Source organism: Nocardiopsis sp. iso_40, assembly GCF_056173285.1.
The window spans coordinates 931,439-947,951 of record NZ_CM149666.1 but is presented as its reverse complement, the minus strand read 5'-3'; the positions used below and the strand labels follow the sequence as shown (position 1 = coordinate 947,951).

Below are 16,513 nucleotides of genomic sequence, written 5' to 3'. Positions count from 1 at the left end.
GGGGACACGCCGCGGGCCCCGCACCTCTGCGGCGGTTCCCAGGGGGCGTGACACCCCCTGGAAACCCCTGGCGCGGGGCCCGGACCGTGTGGTCGCCGGGGTCAGCCGGTGTTCTGCAGGCCTGCGGCCACACCGTTGACGGACAGCAGGAGCAGGCGCTCCAGGTGCTGGCTGTCCTGCTCGGACAGGGAGTCGGCCTCCTCGCCGCGCAGCGCCTCCAGGGCGCGGAGCTGCAGGTGGCTCAGCGCGTCCACGTACGGGTTGCGCAGGTCCACGGCGCGGGACAGGACGGCGCGGTTCTCCAGCAGGCGGCTGTGGCCGGTCACCCGCAGGACGAGTTCGCGGGTCAGGTCGTACTCCCGAAGGACCGTCTCGGTGAGTTCGGGCCGGTTGCCGAGGGCGAGGTAGCGCTCGGCGATGGTCCGGTCGGCCTTGGCCAGGCTCATCTCCGCGTTGTCCAGCAGGGACGCGAACAGCGGCCACTCCCGGTAGGCGTCCTGGAGGGCCGACAGGTCGGTGACGGCGGCCAGGCCCGTACCGAGGCCGTACCAGCCGGGCAGGTTGACCCTGGTCTGCGTCCACGCGAAGACCCACGGGATCGCCCGCAGGTCGCCGAGCCCCTTGGCCGCGCCCCTGCGGGCGGGACGGGAGCCCAGCCGGAGCTCACCGAGCTCCTCCAGCGGGCTGACCTGGGAGAACCACACCGCGAACTCCTCGGTGCCGATGAGGTCGAGGTAGGCCTTCTGCGCGGCGGCGGCGATGGTGTCGGCGTGGGGCCGGTAGAGCTCGGCGGCGGCGCGCTCGCGCTCCTGGACGTCGTCGGTGGAGGCCATCAGGACGGCGTGGCCGACCTGTTCGATGTGGCGGCGGGCGATGGCCTCCTGGCCGTAGCGGGCGAAGATGACCTCGCCCTGCTCGGTGACCTTGAACCGTCCGCCGACCGAGCCCGGCGCCTGCGCCAGCAGGGCCCGGCTGGCCGGACCGCCGCCGCGGCCGAGGGAACCGCCCCGGCCGTGGAAGAGGGTGAGGCGCACGTCGTTCTCGCCGGCCCACGCGGACAGGCGGGCCTGGGCGTCGTACAGGCGCAGGGTGGCGCTGACCGGACCCACGTCCTTGGCGGAGTCGCTGTAGCCGAGCATGACCTCCACGCGGCGGTCGTTGTCGGCCAGGCGCTGGCGGACCTGCGGGAGTTCGAGCATCCCGGCCAGCACCCCGGGCGAGGCCTCCAGGTCGGCCCCGGTCTCGAAGAGCGGGATGACGTCCAGGACCGGCACGCGCTTGGGCGGCAGCGCGTAGGTGGCCAGCTTGTAGACGGCCTCGATGTCCTCGGCCGAGCGGGTGAAGCTGACGATGTAGCGGCGGCAGGCCTCCACGCCGAAGCGCTCCTGGATCCAGGAGACGGTCCGGATGGTGTCGAGGACCTCCTCGGTGCGCTCAGAGCGGGGGCCGCCGGACTCCAGTTCGGCGAGCGCGGCCGCGTGGACCTCGCTGTGCTGGCGGATCTCCAGTTCGGCCAGGTGGAACCCGAAGGTCTCGGCCTGCCAGACCAGGTGCTGGAGTTCGCCGTAGGCCTGGCGGTTCGCCCCGGCCGCGGCCAGGGATTCCTGGACCAGGCGCAGGTCGGCGAGGAAGTCCTCGGCACCCGGGTAGGCGAGGTCGGCGTCGCGTTCGCGGGTGGCGTGCAGGCGCGCGGCGGCCAGAAGCAGGAACTGGCGGTACGGCTCGTTGGGTGAGCGCTGGGTGATCTCACCCATCAGGGCCGGGTGCGCGGCCTTGGCCTCGGAGATGGCCTCCAGCAGCGCGGGGCTGGCCGGGGTGAGGTTGGAGTAGGCGGTGAGGTTGCGGGCGGTGCGGCTGCACGCGGTTTCCAGGCCGCGCAGGATGTGCTCGGACTGGATGGTCACCGCCTCGCGGGTCACGTCGTGGGTGACGAAGGGGTTACCGTCCCGGTCGCCGCCGATCCAGCTGCCGTAGCGGACGAAGGGCGTGGCGCGGGGCGCCCGCGTTCCGGTCCCCTCCGGGTCGATGGCGGTGTCGAGGGCCCGGTAGACCTGCGGGATGGTCGCGAAGATCGTCTCGTCGAAGGCGGCCAGGGCGGTGCGCACCTCGTCGAGCGGGTTGAGCTTGGTGTAGCGCAGCTGGGAGGTGCGCCAGAGCAGGTCGATCTCCTCCAGCAGGCGGCGGTGCGCTTCGGCCGCGGTGCTGCTGCCCTCGTGGGAGGCGTGCCAGGCGTCCAGCTGGGCGCTGATCCGCAGGATGGAGGTGGAGACGGCGCGGCGCCGGGCCTCGGTGGGGTGGGCGGTGAGCACCGGGTGGAACTCCATGCCCTCGACGAGTTCGGCCAGGCGTTCCTCGCCGCCGTCGGTCTCGCGGACGGCGCGTACGGCCGCCGCGAGGGACTCGCGGGGCGGGTTCGCGGCGTCGTCGCGTTCGCGCAGGGCGCGCATGCGCTGATGTTCCTCGGCCAGGTTGGCCAGGTGGAAGTAGACCGTGAAGGCGCGGGCCACCTGCTTGGCGCGTTCCAGCGGCCAGGCGCCGACGAGCTCGGTGATCTCCTCGGTGGTGACGGCGCCGTCCCGGGCGCCGATCACCGCGTGACGGAGTTTCTCGACATCGGCGAGCAGATCCTCACCGCCGCTTTCGGCGAGGACCGTTCCAAGCATCTCGCCGAGCAGCTTGACGTCATTTCTGAGCTGTTCGGGGACTTCCTGCCGGGCACTGTCGCGTTCTGCACTTACCGCTGTCATAGGGCCGACCTTACCGAGATCGCCCCTGGCGGCACGCGTGCGGGGGGTGGATTTCCACGGTTTTGCCCTGGCGTTAACAATTGTGGCCGGGCGGGTCGAATTCACATTGGCTCACGTTTTCCGGCGGGTCCCGCGTGCCTTTTACACTCCGTCCCGCCCCGGGGGCGCCGCCTCGACAGCCGGACACGCCAAGCCGAACCTACTGACGAGTAACCCGGGCCGCGTGCAGGCCGCCCGGCCCCCCGAAGCTAACCTGGGCAGTTATGGCCACCGAAGCCCCTGAACCGCTGTCCGCGGCTGAGATCGACATTCACACGACCGCGGGAAAGCTTGCTGACCTGCAGCGACGCAGGTACGAAGCTGTCCACGCCGGATCCGAGCGAGCCGTCGAGAAACAGCACGCCAAAGGCAAGATGACCGCACGCGAGCGGATCGACGCACTGCTCGATCCGGGTTCCTTCGTCGAGTTCGACGCACTGGCCCGGCACCGCTCCACCAACTTCGGCCTGGACGCCAACCGCCCCTACGGCGACGGCGTCGTGACCGGCCACGGAACCGTCGACGGCCGCCCCGTCGCCGTCTTCAGCCAGGACGTCACCGTCTTCGGCGGATCGCTGGGCGAAGTCTACGGTGAGAAGATCTGTAAGGTCCTCGACCACGCCCTCACCAACGGGTGCCCCGTCGTGGGCATCAACGAGGGGGGCGGCGCGCGCATCCAGGAGGGTGTGGTGGCGCTGGGCCTGTACGCGGAGATCTTCAAACGCAACACCCACGCCTCCGGCGTCATCCCGCAGATCTCCCTGATCATGGGCGCCACGGCGGGCGGGCACGTCTACTCCCCCGCGCTCACCGACTTCGTCGTGATGGTCGACAAAACCTCCCAGATGTTCATCACCGGGCCCGACGTCATCAAGACCGTCACGGGCGAGGACGTCTCCATGGAGGACCTCGGCGGCGCCACCACGCACTCCAGCAGGTCGGGCGTGGCCCACTACATGGGCTCCGACGAGCAGGACGCCATCGACTACGTGAAGACCCTGCTCTCGCACCTGCCCGACAACAACCTGGAGGACGCCCCGCCGCTGGCCCCCGAGGAGGACCCCGGCGACGAGACCACCGAGGCCGACCTGGCCCTGGACACGTTCATCCCGGACTCGGCCAACCAGCCCTACGACATGCGGCAGGTCATCGAGTCGGTCCTGGACGACGGCGACTTCCTGGAGGTGCACGCCCAGTTCGCCACCAACATCGTGGTGGGTTACGGCCGGGTGGACGGCCGTTCCGTGGGCATCGTCGCCAACCAGCCCATGAGCTTCGCGGGCTGCCTGGACATCGACGCCTCCGAGAAGGCCGCACGGTTCGTACGCACCTGCGACGCGTTCAACGTGCCGGTACTGACCTTCGTCGACGTGCCCGGCTTCCTGCCCGGCACCGACCAGGAGTGGGACGGCATCATCCGCAGGGGCGCCAAGCTCCTGTACGCCTACGCCGAGGCCACAGTCCCGTTGATCACCGTGATCACGCGCAAGGCGTTCGGCGGCGCCTACGACGTGATGGGCTCCAAGCACCTGGGTGCCGACGTCAACCTGGCCTGGCCCACCGCACAGATCGCGGTCATGGGCGCGCAGGGGGCGGTCAACATCCTGCACCGGCGGACCCTCGCCGCGGCCGACGACGTCGAGGCCGAGCGCGCCCGCCTCGTCGGCGAGTACGAGGACACCCTGCTGAACCCCTACTCGGCCGCCGAACGCGGTTACGTGGACGGGGTCATCATGCCCTCCGAGACGCGGGTCCAGGTCGCCAAGGCGTTGAAGGCGCTGCGCAACAAGCGCAGGCAGCTGCCGCCGAAGAAGCACGGGAACATTCCGCTGTGAGCGCGCCCGACCTGCCCTCACACCGGCCACCGCACCTGACCGTGGTCCGCGGCGAGCCCTCCGAGGAGGAGATCGCGGTGCTCACCGCCGTCCTCGGCGCCCGTGCGGCGGCCGCCCGCGCCGCCGCCGAGGCGCCCGAGCCGGAGCGTCCCGCCTCCGGTTGGCGGGACCGCTCACGCGGTATGCGCACCCCCCTGCGTCCGGGCCCCGGTGCCTGGCGCCTGAGCACGAGGTGACCCCTGACGTGCTCCCCGTTGTCCCAGACCCTTCGTCGAGCGGTCGGCGCGTGACCCGCTCCACGCTCCAGCTGGAGGATTTCCACCGTGCGTAAAGTTCTGATCGCCAACCGCGGCGAGATCGCCGTGCGCATCGCCCGCGCCTGCCGCGACGCCGGGCTCGCCAGCGTCGCCGTCTACGCCGAGCCCGACCTGGACGCCCTGCACGTCAAGGTCGCCGACCAGGCCCACAGCCTGGGCGGTTCCACCCCGGCCGACTCCTACCTGGACATCGCCAAGCTCCTGGCCGTGGCCGACGCCTCCGGAGCGGACGCCGTCCACCCCGGCTACGGCTTCCTGGCCGAGAACGCCGACTTCGCCCAGGCGGTCATCGACGCCGGGCTGACCTGGATCGGTCCGCCCCCGGCCGCGATCACCGCGCTGGGCGACAAGGTCCAGGCCCGCCACATCGCCCAGAAGGTCGGCGCCCCCCTGGTGGCGGGCACCCCCGACCCGGTCGAGTCGGCCGAGGAGGTCGTGGCCTTCGCCAACGAGCACGGGCTGCCGATCGCGATCAAGGCGGCCTTCGGCGGCGGCGGCCGCGGCCTCAAGGTGGCCCACACCCTGGCCGAGGTGCCCGACGCCTACGAGTCAGCGGTACGCGAGGCCGTCACCGCGTTCGGGCGGGGCGAGTGCTTCGTCGAGCGCTACCTGGACCGGCCACGGCACGTGGAGACGCAGTGCCTGGCCGACACCCACGGCAACGTCGTGGTGGTCTCCACCCGGGACTGCTCCCTGCAGCGCCGGCACCAGAAGCTGGTGGAGGAGGCCCCGGCGCCGTTCCTTTCGCCCGAGCAGATGGAGCGGCTGTACGCCTCCTCCAAGGCCATCCTGGCCGAGGCCGGGTACGTGGGCGCGGGCACCTGTGAGTTCCTGGTCGGGGTGGACGGCACCATCTCCTTCCTGGAGGTCAACACCCGCCTGCAGGTCGAGCACCCGGTGAGCGAGGAGGTCACCGGCATCGACCTGGTCCGGGAGATGTTCCGGATCGCCGACGGCGAGGAGCTGGGCTATGACGACCCCGAGATCCGCGGACACTCCTTCGAGTTCCGGATCAACGCCGAGGACGCGGGACGGGGCTTCATGCCCGCCCCCGGCACCATCACCGACTTCAACCTGCCCGGCGGTCCGGGTGTGCGGGTGGACACCGGCTGCGAGGCGGGTTTCACCGTCCCGCAGGCCTTCGACTCCATGGTCGCCAAGCTGATCGTGACCGGCCGCACCCGCACCGAGGCGCTGCAGCGCTCGCGCCGCGCCCTGGCTGAGTTCACCGTGGGCGGCATGCCCACGGTGATCCCCTTCCACCAGACCGTGGTCACCGATCCGGCGTTCGCCCCCGCCGACCCGGCCCAGGCCTTCGGGGTCTACACCCGGTGGATCGAGACCGAGTTCGACAACCGGATCGAGCCCTGGGCCGGTGAGGTGGGCACCGCGGAGGAGGCCGAGCGCGAGCGGGTGACCGTGGAGGTCGGCGGCAAGCGCGTGGAGGTCGTGCTGCCCGCATCCCTGGGCGCGACCGCGGCCCCGGCCGCCAGCGGTGGCGGCGGTGGGCGCAGGAAGCGTGCCGCCCGCAAGGGCGGCGGCGCCGCGGCGGCCAGCGGTGACTCACTGGTCTCACCGATGCAGGGCACCGTGGTCAAGCTGGTGGCCGCCGAAGGCCAGCAGGTCGCCGAGGGCGAGACCGTGGTCGTCATCGAGGCGATGAAGATGGAGCAGCCGCTGAGCGCGCACCGGGCGGGCGTGGTGACCGGGTTGAAGGTCACCGCGGGCGAGACCGTCGGCAACGGCGCGGTGGTCTGCGAGATCAAGGACGCCTGACGACCGGTCCGGAACACACGGGAGGGGAGGCGCCGTGACCGGTGCCTCCCCTCCTCGTACGGATCCGGCCACCCGGATACCCGAGCTCAGTAGTACCGGCGAATGCGCAGCAGATCGACGTCCAGGTCACAGGGCGCTGTCACTTCGAGCCTCCCACGATGGGTACGGAGGTTCCCGTACGCCGTGTTCACCGGATCGAGCTCGTAGGTGTAGACGACGGGCTCACCAGGACCAGGCTTCCGTCGATGAGTTCGGTGTGGCGCGGAAGATTCGGAATCCGGTCGAGATCTTCGGCGGTGAACCCGTCCTGTGGCGGCATCGGCAGCAGCATCATGCCGTCGAGCTCAGGGTCCGGGCATGCGGCCACAGCGGGAGGGGACATGGCGTCGTCTTCCGTCGTCGGATCGTTCTCATCGCCCAAAGCAGCCACTCACGTCACCCCGTAACGGTGTTTTCGGGAAATCATCCCACCCCGGCCCCTCCATGGATGGTTCCCTCCCGCGCGCCCCGGACACCGGACCCGTCGACGCCGCGGCGGGGTGATCCTCGTCGCCCCCGGATGCGGGAAGAGCCTGCGCAGCGGGCGTTCCGACCAGCGGCTCCGCCCGAAGCATCCCTTTACGTATGGAAAAGGTAAGGAAACCGGGTTATCGTTCTCGACTGTGACGAACATCTGGGGACTGACGCGAAGGTGGCACATCGACCTGTGCCGCTTCGACAGCCACGCGTGTAGCTAGGTCCACGCGCGCCCGCGCCTTCTGCCGGGCAGCGCGCCGCTCACCCTTCCCAGGTCACCCCTACCGGTGATGCCCGCCCATATCCCCTGTGCCGGGATCCCGCGGCCCGCCGCGCCGACCCGTGACGTCGCACGCGTGCGCCCGGCCACCCATCTCTGGAGTTCTCTTCCGTGTCCGAGCAGACCACAGCTCCCAGACGCAGACTGCGTTTCCCCTTCGCCGCCCAGGTCCTCACCGGTCTGGTGCTCGGCCTCGTCCTCGGTGTCGTCGCCATCCAGATCGGTCCCGTCGGTGAGGAGGAGGCGCCGAACTGGCTGGCCGTCACCCTCCAGACCGTCGGTTCCACCTTCGTGGCGCTGCTGCGCACGATCGTGCCGCCACTGATCGTCCTCGCCGTCATCTCCTCCATCGCGAACCTGCGCAACGTCGCCAACGCCGCCCGGCTGGCGTGGAAGACCCTGCTCTGGTTCGCCGTCACCGCACTGGTCTCGGTGGCCATCGCGATCGTCCTCGGGCTGACCGTGCGTCCGGGCCTGAACAGCTCCGTGGACGCGTCCACCGCAGCCGAGCCCTCCACCCACGGCTCCTGGCTGGCCTTCATCGAGAGCCTGGTCCCGGCCAACTTCCTGGGCCTGGCCGCGAACACCTCCGCCGCCGACGACGGCTCCCTGTCCACCTCGCTGAGCTTCAACGCGCTCCAGCTGATCGTGATCGCCGTGGCCCTGGGCATCGCCGCGGTGAAGGTCGGCAAGGCGGCCGAGCCCTTCATCAACTTCACCGCCTCCACCCTGGAGGTCGTGCTCAAGGCCCTGTGGTGGGTCATCCGCCTCGCGCCGATCGGCACCGTGGGCCTGCTGGGCAACGCCGTCTACAGCTACGGCTGGACCACCATCGGTGCGCTCGGGCAGTTCGCCCTCACGATCTACATCGGCCTGGCCCTGGTGGTGTTCGTCGTCTACCCGGTGATCGCCCGCCTCAACGGGCTGTCCCCGGTCAAGTACTTCACCGGTGTGTGGCCCGCCGTCCAGCTCGGCTTCGTCTCGCGCTCCTCGATGGGCACGCTGCCCGTCACCCAGCGCGTCGCCGAGCAGAACTTCGGGGTGCCCCGCCACTACTCCGCCTTCGCGGTCCCGTTCGGCGCCACCACCAAGATGGACGGCTGCGCCGCGATCTACCCGGCGATCTCGGCGATCTTCGTCGCCCAGTTCTTCGGCGTGGACCTGGCGGTCACCGACTACCTGCTGATCGTGTTCGTCTCGGTGATCGGCTCCGCGGCCACCGCGGGCACCACCGGCGCGACCGTCATGCTGACGCTGACCCTGTCCACGGTGGGCCTGCCCCTGGAGGGCGTCGGCCTGCTGCTGGCCGTCGACCCGATCCTGGACATGGGCCGCACCGCAACGAACGTCGCCGGTCAGGCCCTGGTCCCGGCGATCGTCGCCAAGCGCGAGGGCATCCTCGACCCGGTCCGCTACCACGCTCCGCGCGGCACCACCGGTTTCGTCCCGCTGGACGAGCCCGGCACCGCGACCGCCGAGGAGGCCGCGGCCGCCCGCACCGCCGCGGACCCGGCCGGGGACGGGGCGGGTCCGGACGGGGCGGGTCCGGACGGGGCCCGCGAGGAGGACCTCGCGTCCGCCGGTTCGGGTTCCAGAGGCTGACCCCGAGGTACCGTTCTGCGACGGGGCCCGCCGAAGTGACTTCGGCGGGCCCCGTCGCGTGTGCGGGGAAGGTCCCGTGCGCGCGGGAGACAACAGCGACAGGGGGCCGGGGCGGGAACTGCGGCGGCCTCCTGTTCGTCCCTGTGGTTGAGGGAAGCGAGAGGAACGATCATGTTGCGTCGCCTGGTAACACCCGCACTGCTGACCGCCGGAGCCTTGGGAGCGGTGGTGGCCGCCGCGGTTCCCGCCGCTGCCGACGCACCCGGGGAACCGCCCCAGACCCAGGACATCGTCGCGGAGCTGGAGGACGACGGCGTCTTCGTCGACCCGTCCATCGACGTGATCCCGGCCGCGGACGTGGCCGCGCTGGAGTCCGTCTCCGCGGGCGCGGACACCCCCGTCTACTACGTGGCCCTGCCGTCCGAGGTCGCCACCTCCGAGGCCGGGGTGAACGCCGTGATGGAGCCGGTCATGGCCGAGGTCGGCGACGGGGCCTACGGCGTCCTGGGCGGAAGTGAGAACTTCTACGTGACCTCCCCCAACCTGGAGGACACCGAGGCCATCAGGCAGACGGCCCTCGACGAGGGGGGCCAGAACCCGATCGACACCCTCGCGGCGGTGCCCGACGCCGTCCAGAGCACGGAGACCGCCGACGAGGCCCCCGCCGGGGGCGGCGGCTCCGGCCTCGTACTGCTCGCCGTGCTCGTGCTGATCGTGGCCGCGGGCGGCTGGTACGTGTACAACAGCCGCAAGAAGCGCGAGGCCGAGAAGGCCAAGCAGCTGGAGGAGATCAGGCAGATGGCCACCGAGGACGTCGTCCGCCTCGGTGAGGACGTCGCCCGACTGGAGATCGACCTGTCCGCGGTGGACGAGGAGACCCGAAACGACTACTCCCGGGCCATGGACTCCTACGACCGGGCCAAGTCCCTGCTGGACACCATCCAGGAACCCGAGCAGGTCAAGTCGGTGACCGGTGCGCTGGAGGACGGCCGCTACTACATGACCGCCACCCGCGCACGGATGAACGGCGAGCCGGTCCCCGAGCGGCGCGGGCCCTGTTTCTTCAACCCGCAGCACGGGCCGTCCACCGAGGACGTCACCTGGGCCCCGCCCGGCGGGTCGCCCAGGTCGGTCACCGCGTGTGCGGTCTGCGCCCAGGCGGTGCGCACCGGCGGCCAGCCGGACGTGCGCATGGTCGAGGTCGACGGCGAGCGCCGCCCGTACTACGACGCCGGGCCCGCCTACTCGCCCTACGCCGGCGGCTACTTCGGCATGGACATGATGATGGGCATGTTCACCGGCATGATGATGGGCTCCATGATGGGGTCGATGATGGGCGGCGGCATGATGGGCGCCGGTGAGGACATGGGCGGCGGAGGCGACTTCGGCGGGGACATGGGCGGAGGCGACTTCGGGGACTTCGGCGGGTTCGACTTCTAGTCGCCCGCTCCGGCGGCCGCGTCCACCCACCGGTGGATCGCGGCCGCGGTCTCCCCGGGGCCGGACTCGGTGGTGTCGAGCAGGGTGACCGGGGGCCGGAGCCGCTCGGCCTCGGCGACCAGCCACTCCTGGTGCTCCAGCGTCTCGGCGACCCTCGCCTCGTCCCACCCGCGCCAGGCCGGGCGGGCCCTGAGCCTGTCGGCGAGGACGCCGGGATCACAGGTGAGCGCGAGGTAGTGGATCCCCGAGAAGAGCGCCCGCTCGGGCAGGGGTTCCAGTTCGGGCGGGGCCACGGTCCCGCAGAGCACGACGGGTCGCCCGCTCTGCTGCACCATGGCGGCGGTGCGCAGCCAGGTGGAGCGGAACAGGCGGTGCTCCTCGGCCGGGTCGCGCAGGCCGCCCACCCAGAGCAGGTCCTGTTCGAGCACGACGAACCGCTCCCCCAGCCGGTCCAGCAGCTTCCGGGCCACGGTGGACTTCCCGGTGCCGCTGGGCCCGGTCACGCAGAGGAGCGGGAGCCGCAGGAAGGGTCGGGTCAGACCGCAGGAGGAGCAACGCAGCAGGTGATCGCCGCCTCCGGTGTCCGGTAGCCCGTCCCACTCCCCGCAGTGTGTACAGATCAGCGGATGCACGGCTCTGGTCCGACTAGTCGAAGAGCTGTTCCAGGAAGCCCTTGCGACGCTTACGGTAGGGGCGGGGCGAGTCCTGGTAGCCCCGGTAGGCCCGTGGCGAGTCCCGGTAGGCGGGCGGCGAGTCCCGGTAGCCGCCGTAGCCGGCCGGGGAGCCCGGGTAGGCGGGCTTGTGCCCCGGATAGCCGGGCTGCTGGCCCGGGTAGGGCGGGGGCGCCTGCGGGTCGGGGGGCGGAGCGGCTCCGTAGTGCTGCTGTTCCGCAGCGACGAGGCGTTCCAGCTCACCCCGGTCCAGGAAGATTCCCTGGCAGCCGTCACACCGGTCGATGTGGACGCCCTGGCGGTCGAAGGTACGCATCTGGCTCTGGCACTTTGGACAGGTCACGCCGGAAAGATACGCCGTTTCCCGTCAAGAACGGGTAAAGATACACCTGCTCCCGTCAAGGGCGGGTAAGGACCCGGCCCGCCGTGTGCCCTGCACTCGCACACGGCGGGTGTGCCGCGGTGACCGGTCCCCGGCCCCGGAGCGCGCCCTATTCGGGGGAGGCGATCATGAGGGAGCGGGCGGCCTCGGTGACACTGCCCGACAGGGAGGGGTAGACCGAGAAGGTGTGCGCGAGGTCGTCGACGGTCAGGCGCTGCTGGACCGCGATGGACACGCCCAGGATGAGTTCGCTGGCGCGCGGGCCGACGATGACGCCGCCGAGGACGATGCCGGTGTGCTGGCGGCAGATGAGCTTGACGAAGCCGTCCCTGACCTCGTTCATCTTGGCGCGCGGGTTGGTGTTCAGCGGCAGGGTGACCGTGCGGCCGTCGATCCGGCCGCTGCGCACGTCGTCCTCGCTGGCACCGACGGCGGCCAGTTCGGGGTGGGTGAACACGGTGGAGGCGACGGTGGACAGCTGCAGCGGGGCCACGGCCTCGCCGAGCGCGTGCCACATGGCGATACGGCCCTGCATGGCGGCCACCGAGGCCAGCATGTTCACCCCGGTGCAGTCACCGGCGGCGTAGACACCGGGGACGGTGGTCCGGGAGACGCGGTCGACCTCGACGAACCCGCCGTCACCCAACCGGACCCCGGCCTCCTCCAGACCAAGGCCCTCCGTGTTGGGGATCATGCCGACGGTCATCAGGCAGTGGCTGCCGTCGACCGTGCGACCGTCGGAGAGGGTGACCCGGACACCGTCGTCGGTGCGTACGACCGACTCGGCGCGGGTCTGCCTGAGGACGGTCATGCCCCGGCGCATGAAGACGTCCTCCAGCACCTCGGCGGCGTCGGAGTCCTGCGTCGGCATGACCAGCCTGCGGGAGGAGACGAGGGTCACGTCCGATCCCAGGGACTGGTAGGCGCTGGCGAACTCGGCACCGGTGACACCGGAGCCGACCACGATCAGCTTCTCCGGCAGCTTCTCCAGGTCGTAGAGGTGGCGCCAGGTCAGGATGCGCTCACCGTCGGGTTTGGCGGTGGGCAGCTCGCGGGGGTGCGCTCCGGTGGCGATGAGGACGACGTCGGCGGTGATCCGGCGGTCGCCGACGGCCACGATGTGCGGATCGACCAGCCGGGCCTGACCGCTGATGACCTCCACGCCCTCCTTGACGAGTCGGGCCCGGGTGTCCTCGGACTGCGCCTGGGCCAGGCGTTTGATCCGCGAGTTGACCTGGTCGATGTCGACCTCGACGGAGGACTTGTCCTGCGCCGCCTCGGGGATGTGGATGCCCAGGTCAGCGGACTCACGTACGTACGTGGTCCGGGTGGAGGTGGCGATCAGGCTCTTGGAGGGGACGCAGTCGGTGAGGACGCAGGCACCGCCGATTCCGTCGCGCTCCACCACAGTCACATCCGCGCCGAGCTGCGCGGCGACCAACGCCGGCTCATAGCCCCCGGGCCCGCCACCGATGATCACGACCTTCGTCACGCTGCTTCACTCCCTCTGCGGGCGGTGCGGCACACCCGTTCCCGGTCTGGGGCGATATTCGGGCATGGCAGGGCACCACCTGGTTTTATCGCTTCCCACCATTGTCGGCCATGCCGACCGTCGAAAACCGCAGGCACCCCGGACAACGCCCTCGGGGGCGGCCGGAGCGGCACACCGAAACCCTCCTGACCTCGCCCTACGCGAGGAAGCCCACATGCCCTGGTCACCGAGGTCACCCGAGACGACGCGTACATTCCGCCCTCCGGACACACTGCGTTGCGTTCCGGAACTATCTGATTACACAGCGGTAGCATCCGACTTGTGAGCGAATCAGAGCAGCTGCCCCGGACGACCGGCGAGGCGAAGGAGCTGGCGAGCTCCGCGGCGAAGGAACTGCTGGCCCGCGCGGGTGCCGACAGCTTCGACGCCCTGGTGGTGCTCGGCTCCGGCTGGGCTGGCGCGGCGGACACCCTGGGCACGCCAGACATCGAGTTCGACGCGACCGAGCTCCCCGGCTTCGTGGCGCCCACCGCGGAGGGGCACAGCGCAAGGGTGCGGAGCACGTGGGTGGGCGACAAGCGCGTGGTCGTGTTCATGGGACGCGTCCACCTCTACGAGGGCCTCGACCCGATGGTGGTCACGCACGCCGTGCGGACGGGGATCGCCGCGGGTGCGCGGGTCGCGGTGCTGACCGGATCCGCGGGCTCCCTGCGCACCGACTACCGGCCGGGACAGCCGGTGGTGCTGCGCGACCACGTCAACCTCACCGCGAGGTCCCCGCTGACCGGCCCCGACTTCGTCGACCTGACCGAGGCCTACAGCGAACGGCTGCGCGGGATCATCCACGGGGTCGACGCCTCGTTGGCCGAAGGCGTGTACGTGGCCACCTCGGGCCCGCAGCTGCAGACCCCGGCCGAGCTGAAGATCCTGCGCCAGGCGGGCGCGGACGTGGTGGGGCGGTCGATCGTCCTGGAGGCCATCGCCTCGGTGGAGATGGGCGCCGAGGTGCTGGGGCTTTCCGTGGTCAGCAACGACGCGGTCGGAGCCGTGTTGGAGCCGTTCGAGTCCGAGCGCGCCCTGGAGGTCGTCACCCAGCGTGCGCGCAGACTCGGGGAGCTGCTCAACCGGACACTCGCCGCGGCCTGACCCGGCCAGCACCGCCCGCGGACCCGGGAAGCCCCGGTGGGGCCCGGGGAACGCGAAAAGCCCGGCGGTGCCGGGCTTTCGTGCGTGCGGGGAGGTGGGGCACCCCCGACCGGACCCGGTGCGTCCGGTACCGGCGTGGCGAGCGTACACCCCGAGGCCATGGGATGGACGGTACCGGCCGCGGGTCCGGCCGAAGGTGGTGCTTTCCCCGGTGCCGCCCGCGCTCGGGATCCCCGCAGACCCCGTTGGACTAGCGGCTGACGACACCTTCTCCTACCGATATTCAGTTGAACCGCGCGCGTCGCCTTCGGGAGGGGATCCGGGTGGGTGGCCATCCGCGCGAAGCCCGCCCGCCCGGAACACTCTCCCTTAGGCATGCCTAACCTAAGCAGAACCCCGGGGTGCTCGTCAACCCCGCGCACCGGATCCCCGCCCCGAGCCCCGGTGCCGGACCCGGCCCGGCAAGAACCGGGCCCGGCCGCCCGCGCACCGCGCGGGGACCGGGCCCGGTCGGGGAGGGGAACGGTTCAGGCCAGCAGGAGCACCGCCGCGAACAGCAGCACGGGCACGCCCAGGACGACGATGACCTCGACCGGGACCATCGTCTGCGGACGGTCCTGGGCCCCCAGGGCGGCCTGCCCCTCCTCCTCGACGTCCTTGATCGGACCGCTCAGCGGGCGCGTCTTGTACCGCTCCGCGTCCCGGCGCAGATCACGGGCGACCAGGTCGACCGGGCGCATCCGGGTCGGGTCCCCGTCGTCGTCGGAATCCAGGTAACCCGACTCCCGGCGCATGTTCTCGCGGACCCTGGCCCGCTTGGTCTCACGCAGCGGCCACGAGCGGTAGACCCGTTCCGCGGTGTGCACCCGCAGCACGTCCACCACGTCCACCCACCGCACGGCCGCCCACGGCACGAAGGTCTCGCGCAGCGGGTTGACCATCCGGATCCCGCGCTCGGTGGAGACCACCCGCGGACGCAGCCACGCCACGTAGACCACGGCGATGCTCATCACCAGGACCGCCCCGGCGATCCAGGCCAGCCGGTCCTGGCCCCGCAGCACCAGGTCCAGCAGGAGCAGGACCGCGATGACGACCCACACCGCCGCCATCACCCGGGAGGAGGTGGAGTAGTGCGTGGTGGAACCACCACCGGATCCGGCCATCAGTGCGTCGCCCACTTCAACTGCGCGAAGCCGGGCTTGATGATCCCGTTGATCAGCGCGAGACGCTCGTCGAAGGGCAGGAAGGCCGACTTCATGGCGTTGACCGTGAACCACTGGAGGTCGTCCCAGTCGTAGTCGAAGGCCTCGCTCAGCTTGGCGAACTCCTCCGACAGGGTGACCCCGCTCTGGAGGCGGTTGTCGGTGTTGACCGTGACCCGGAAGCGCAGGTCGTGCAGGAGCCGGATCGGGTGCTCGGAGATGGACTCGGCGGCACCGGTCTGCACGTTGGAGCTGGGGCACATCTCCAGCGGGACCCGCTTGTCCCGCACGTACTGGGCGAGACGGCCCAGCCGGGGCACACCGTTCTCGTTGGTGGTGATGTCGTCGATGATGCGCACGCCGTGTCCGAGGCGGTCGCAGCCGCACCACTGGAGGGCCTCCCAGATGGAGGGCAGGCCGAAGGCCTCACCGGCGTGGATGGTGAAGTGGAAGTTCTCCCGGCGCAGGTACTCGAAGGCGTCCAGGTGGCGGGTGGGCGGGTTGCCCGCCTCCGCCCCCGCGATGTCGAAACCGGACACCCCGGCGTCGCGGTAGCGGACCGCCAGCTCGGCGATCTCAGAGGAACGGGCCGCGTGGCGCATCGCGGTCACCAGCTGCCCGGTGCGGATGCTCCGGCCGGCGTCCGCCGCGCGCTTCTCCCCCAGTTCGAGCCCTTCCTGGACGGCCTCGACCACCTCCTCCAGGGTGAGCCCGCCCTCGAGGTGCTGTTCCGGGGCATAGCGCTGTTCGGCGTAGACCACGCCGTCGGCGGCGAGGTCCTCGGCGGCCTCGGCGGCGACGCGCACCAGCGCGTCACGGCTCTGCATGACCGCCGTGGTGTGGGCGAAGGTCTCCAGGTACCGCTCCAGGGATCCGGAGTCCGAGGCGTCGCGGAACCAACGCCCCAGTTCGACCGGGTCGTAGGTGGGCAGCCCGGTGTAGCCCGCCTCCCTGGCCAGCTCGACGACCGTGGCCGGGCGCAGGCCCCCGTCGAGGTGGTCGTGCAGGAGTACCTTCGGCGCCCGCCGGATCTGTTCGACTGTGAGTGGCTGGTTCATCCACTCAGGA

At 71.0% G+C, this 16,513-nt stretch carries 12 protein-coding genes and 1 pseudogene; 6 read left to right on the top strand and 7 right to left on the bottom strand.

What is annotated here, in order from left to right; translation table 11 throughout:
* Nucleotides 1-101: 101 nt before the first annotated feature.
* Nucleotides 102-2,747, bottom strand: coding sequence for a phosphoenolpyruvate carboxylase (locus tag AC0VYD_RS04135; RefSeq protein WP_475478667.1), 2,646 nt, complete (start codon nucleotides 2,745-2,747; stop codon nucleotides 102-104).
* 263 nt (nucleotides 2,748-3,010) lie between these two features.
* Here AC0VYD_RS04135 and AC0VYD_RS04130 point away from each other — a divergent pair, with 263 nt between their 5' ends.
* From AC0VYD_RS04130 to AC0VYD_RS04120, 3 genes are all read left to right on the top strand, one after another.
* A complete protein-coding gene (locus AC0VYD_RS04130) occupies nucleotides 3,011-4,621 on the top strand; it encodes a carboxyl transferase domain-containing protein (protein ID WP_473036604.1) in 1,611 nt (536 codons plus the stop codon).
* A complete protein-coding gene (locus AC0VYD_RS04125; protein WP_475478666.1) occupies nucleotides 4,618-4,857 on the top strand; it encodes an acyl-CoA carboxylase subunit epsilon in 240 nt (79 codons plus the stop codon). The genes AC0VYD_RS04130 and AC0VYD_RS04125 overlap by 4 nt, the downstream gene beginning before the upstream one ends.
* A gap of 87 nt (nucleotides 4,858-4,944) precedes the next feature.
* Nucleotides 4,945-6,714 carry an acetyl/propionyl/methylcrotonyl-CoA carboxylase subunit alpha gene (locus AC0VYD_RS04120; RefSeq protein ID WP_475478665.1) on the top strand — a complete coding sequence of 590 codons (1,770 nt, stop codon included), beginning with the start codon at nucleotides 4,945-4,947 and terminating at the stop codon, nucleotides 6,712-6,714.
* Between the two features lie 217 nt (nucleotides 6,715-6,931).
* Here AC0VYD_RS04120 and AC0VYD_RS04115 read toward each other — a convergent pair.
* Nucleotides 6,932-7,096: pseudogene (locus AC0VYD_RS04115) on the bottom strand (Uma2 family endonuclease); the annotation flags it as partial.
* 525 nt (nucleotides 7,097-7,621) lie between these two features.
* Here AC0VYD_RS04115 and AC0VYD_RS04110 point away from each other — a divergent pair.
* Nucleotides 7,622-9,112 (top strand): dicarboxylate/amino acid:cation symporter, encoded by a 1,491-nt coding sequence (locus AC0VYD_RS04110; protein WP_475478664.1) that lies wholly within the window; start codon nucleotides 7,622-7,624, stop codon nucleotides 9,110-9,112.
* 198 nt (nucleotides 9,113-9,310) lie between these two features.
* The gene (locus tag AC0VYD_RS04105) at nucleotides 9,311-10,552 is read left to right on the top strand and encodes a chemotaxis protein CheA (protein ID WP_475480173.1); all 1,242 of its coding nucleotides are present in this window, start codon (nucleotides 9,311-9,313) and stop codon (nucleotides 10,550-10,552) included.
* Here the strand turns inward: AC0VYD_RS04105 and AC0VYD_RS04100 are convergent.
* From AC0VYD_RS04100 to AC0VYD_RS04090, 3 genes are all read right to left on the bottom strand, one after another.
* Complete coding sequence (locus AC0VYD_RS04100) at nucleotides 10,549-11,184, bottom strand: P-loop nucleotide/nucleoside kinase family protein (protein WP_475478663.1); 636 nt, start codon at nucleotides 11,182-11,184, stop codon at nucleotides 10,549-10,551. The genes AC0VYD_RS04105 and AC0VYD_RS04100 overlap by 4 nt on opposite strands.
* 13 nt (nucleotides 11,185-11,197) lie before the next feature.
* Complete coding sequence (locus AC0VYD_RS04095) at nucleotides 11,198-11,566, bottom strand: TFIIB-type zinc ribbon-containing protein (protein WP_475478662.1); 369 nt, start codon at nucleotides 11,564-11,566, stop codon at nucleotides 11,198-11,200.
* 148 nt (nucleotides 11,567-11,714) lie between these two features.
* The gene (locus AC0VYD_RS04090; RefSeq protein ID WP_473036611.1) at nucleotides 11,715-13,097 is read right to left on the bottom strand and encodes an NAD(P)H-quinone dehydrogenase; all 1,383 of its coding nucleotides are present in this window, start codon (nucleotides 13,095-13,097) and stop codon (nucleotides 11,715-11,717) included.
* Nucleotides 13,098-13,418: 321 nt separating this feature from the next.
* Here AC0VYD_RS04090 and AC0VYD_RS04085 point away from each other — a divergent pair, with 321 nt between their 5' ends.
* Nucleotides 13,419-14,243 carry a purine-nucleoside phosphorylase gene (locus AC0VYD_RS04085; RefSeq protein WP_475478661.1) on the top strand — a complete coding sequence of 275 codons (825 nt, stop codon included), beginning with the start codon at nucleotides 13,419-13,421 and terminating at the stop codon, nucleotides 14,241-14,243.
* Between the two features lie 527 nt (nucleotides 14,244-14,770).
* Here AC0VYD_RS04085 and AC0VYD_RS04080 read toward each other — a convergent pair.
* Both AC0VYD_RS04080 and AC0VYD_RS04075 read right to left on the bottom strand, forming a co-directional pair.
* Nucleotides 14,771-15,421 (bottom strand): PH domain-containing protein, encoded by a 651-nt coding sequence (locus tag AC0VYD_RS04080; RefSeq protein ID WP_475478660.1) that lies wholly within the window; start codon nucleotides 15,419-15,421, stop codon nucleotides 14,771-14,773.
* The gene (locus AC0VYD_RS04075; protein ID WP_475478659.1) at nucleotides 15,406-16,503 is read right to left on the bottom strand and encodes an adenosine deaminase; all 1,098 of its coding nucleotides are present in this window, start codon (nucleotides 16,501-16,503) and stop codon (nucleotides 15,406-15,408) included. The genes AC0VYD_RS04080 and AC0VYD_RS04075 overlap by 16 nt, the downstream gene beginning before the upstream one ends.
* Between the last annotated feature and the right edge of the window lie 10 nt (nucleotides 16,504-16,513).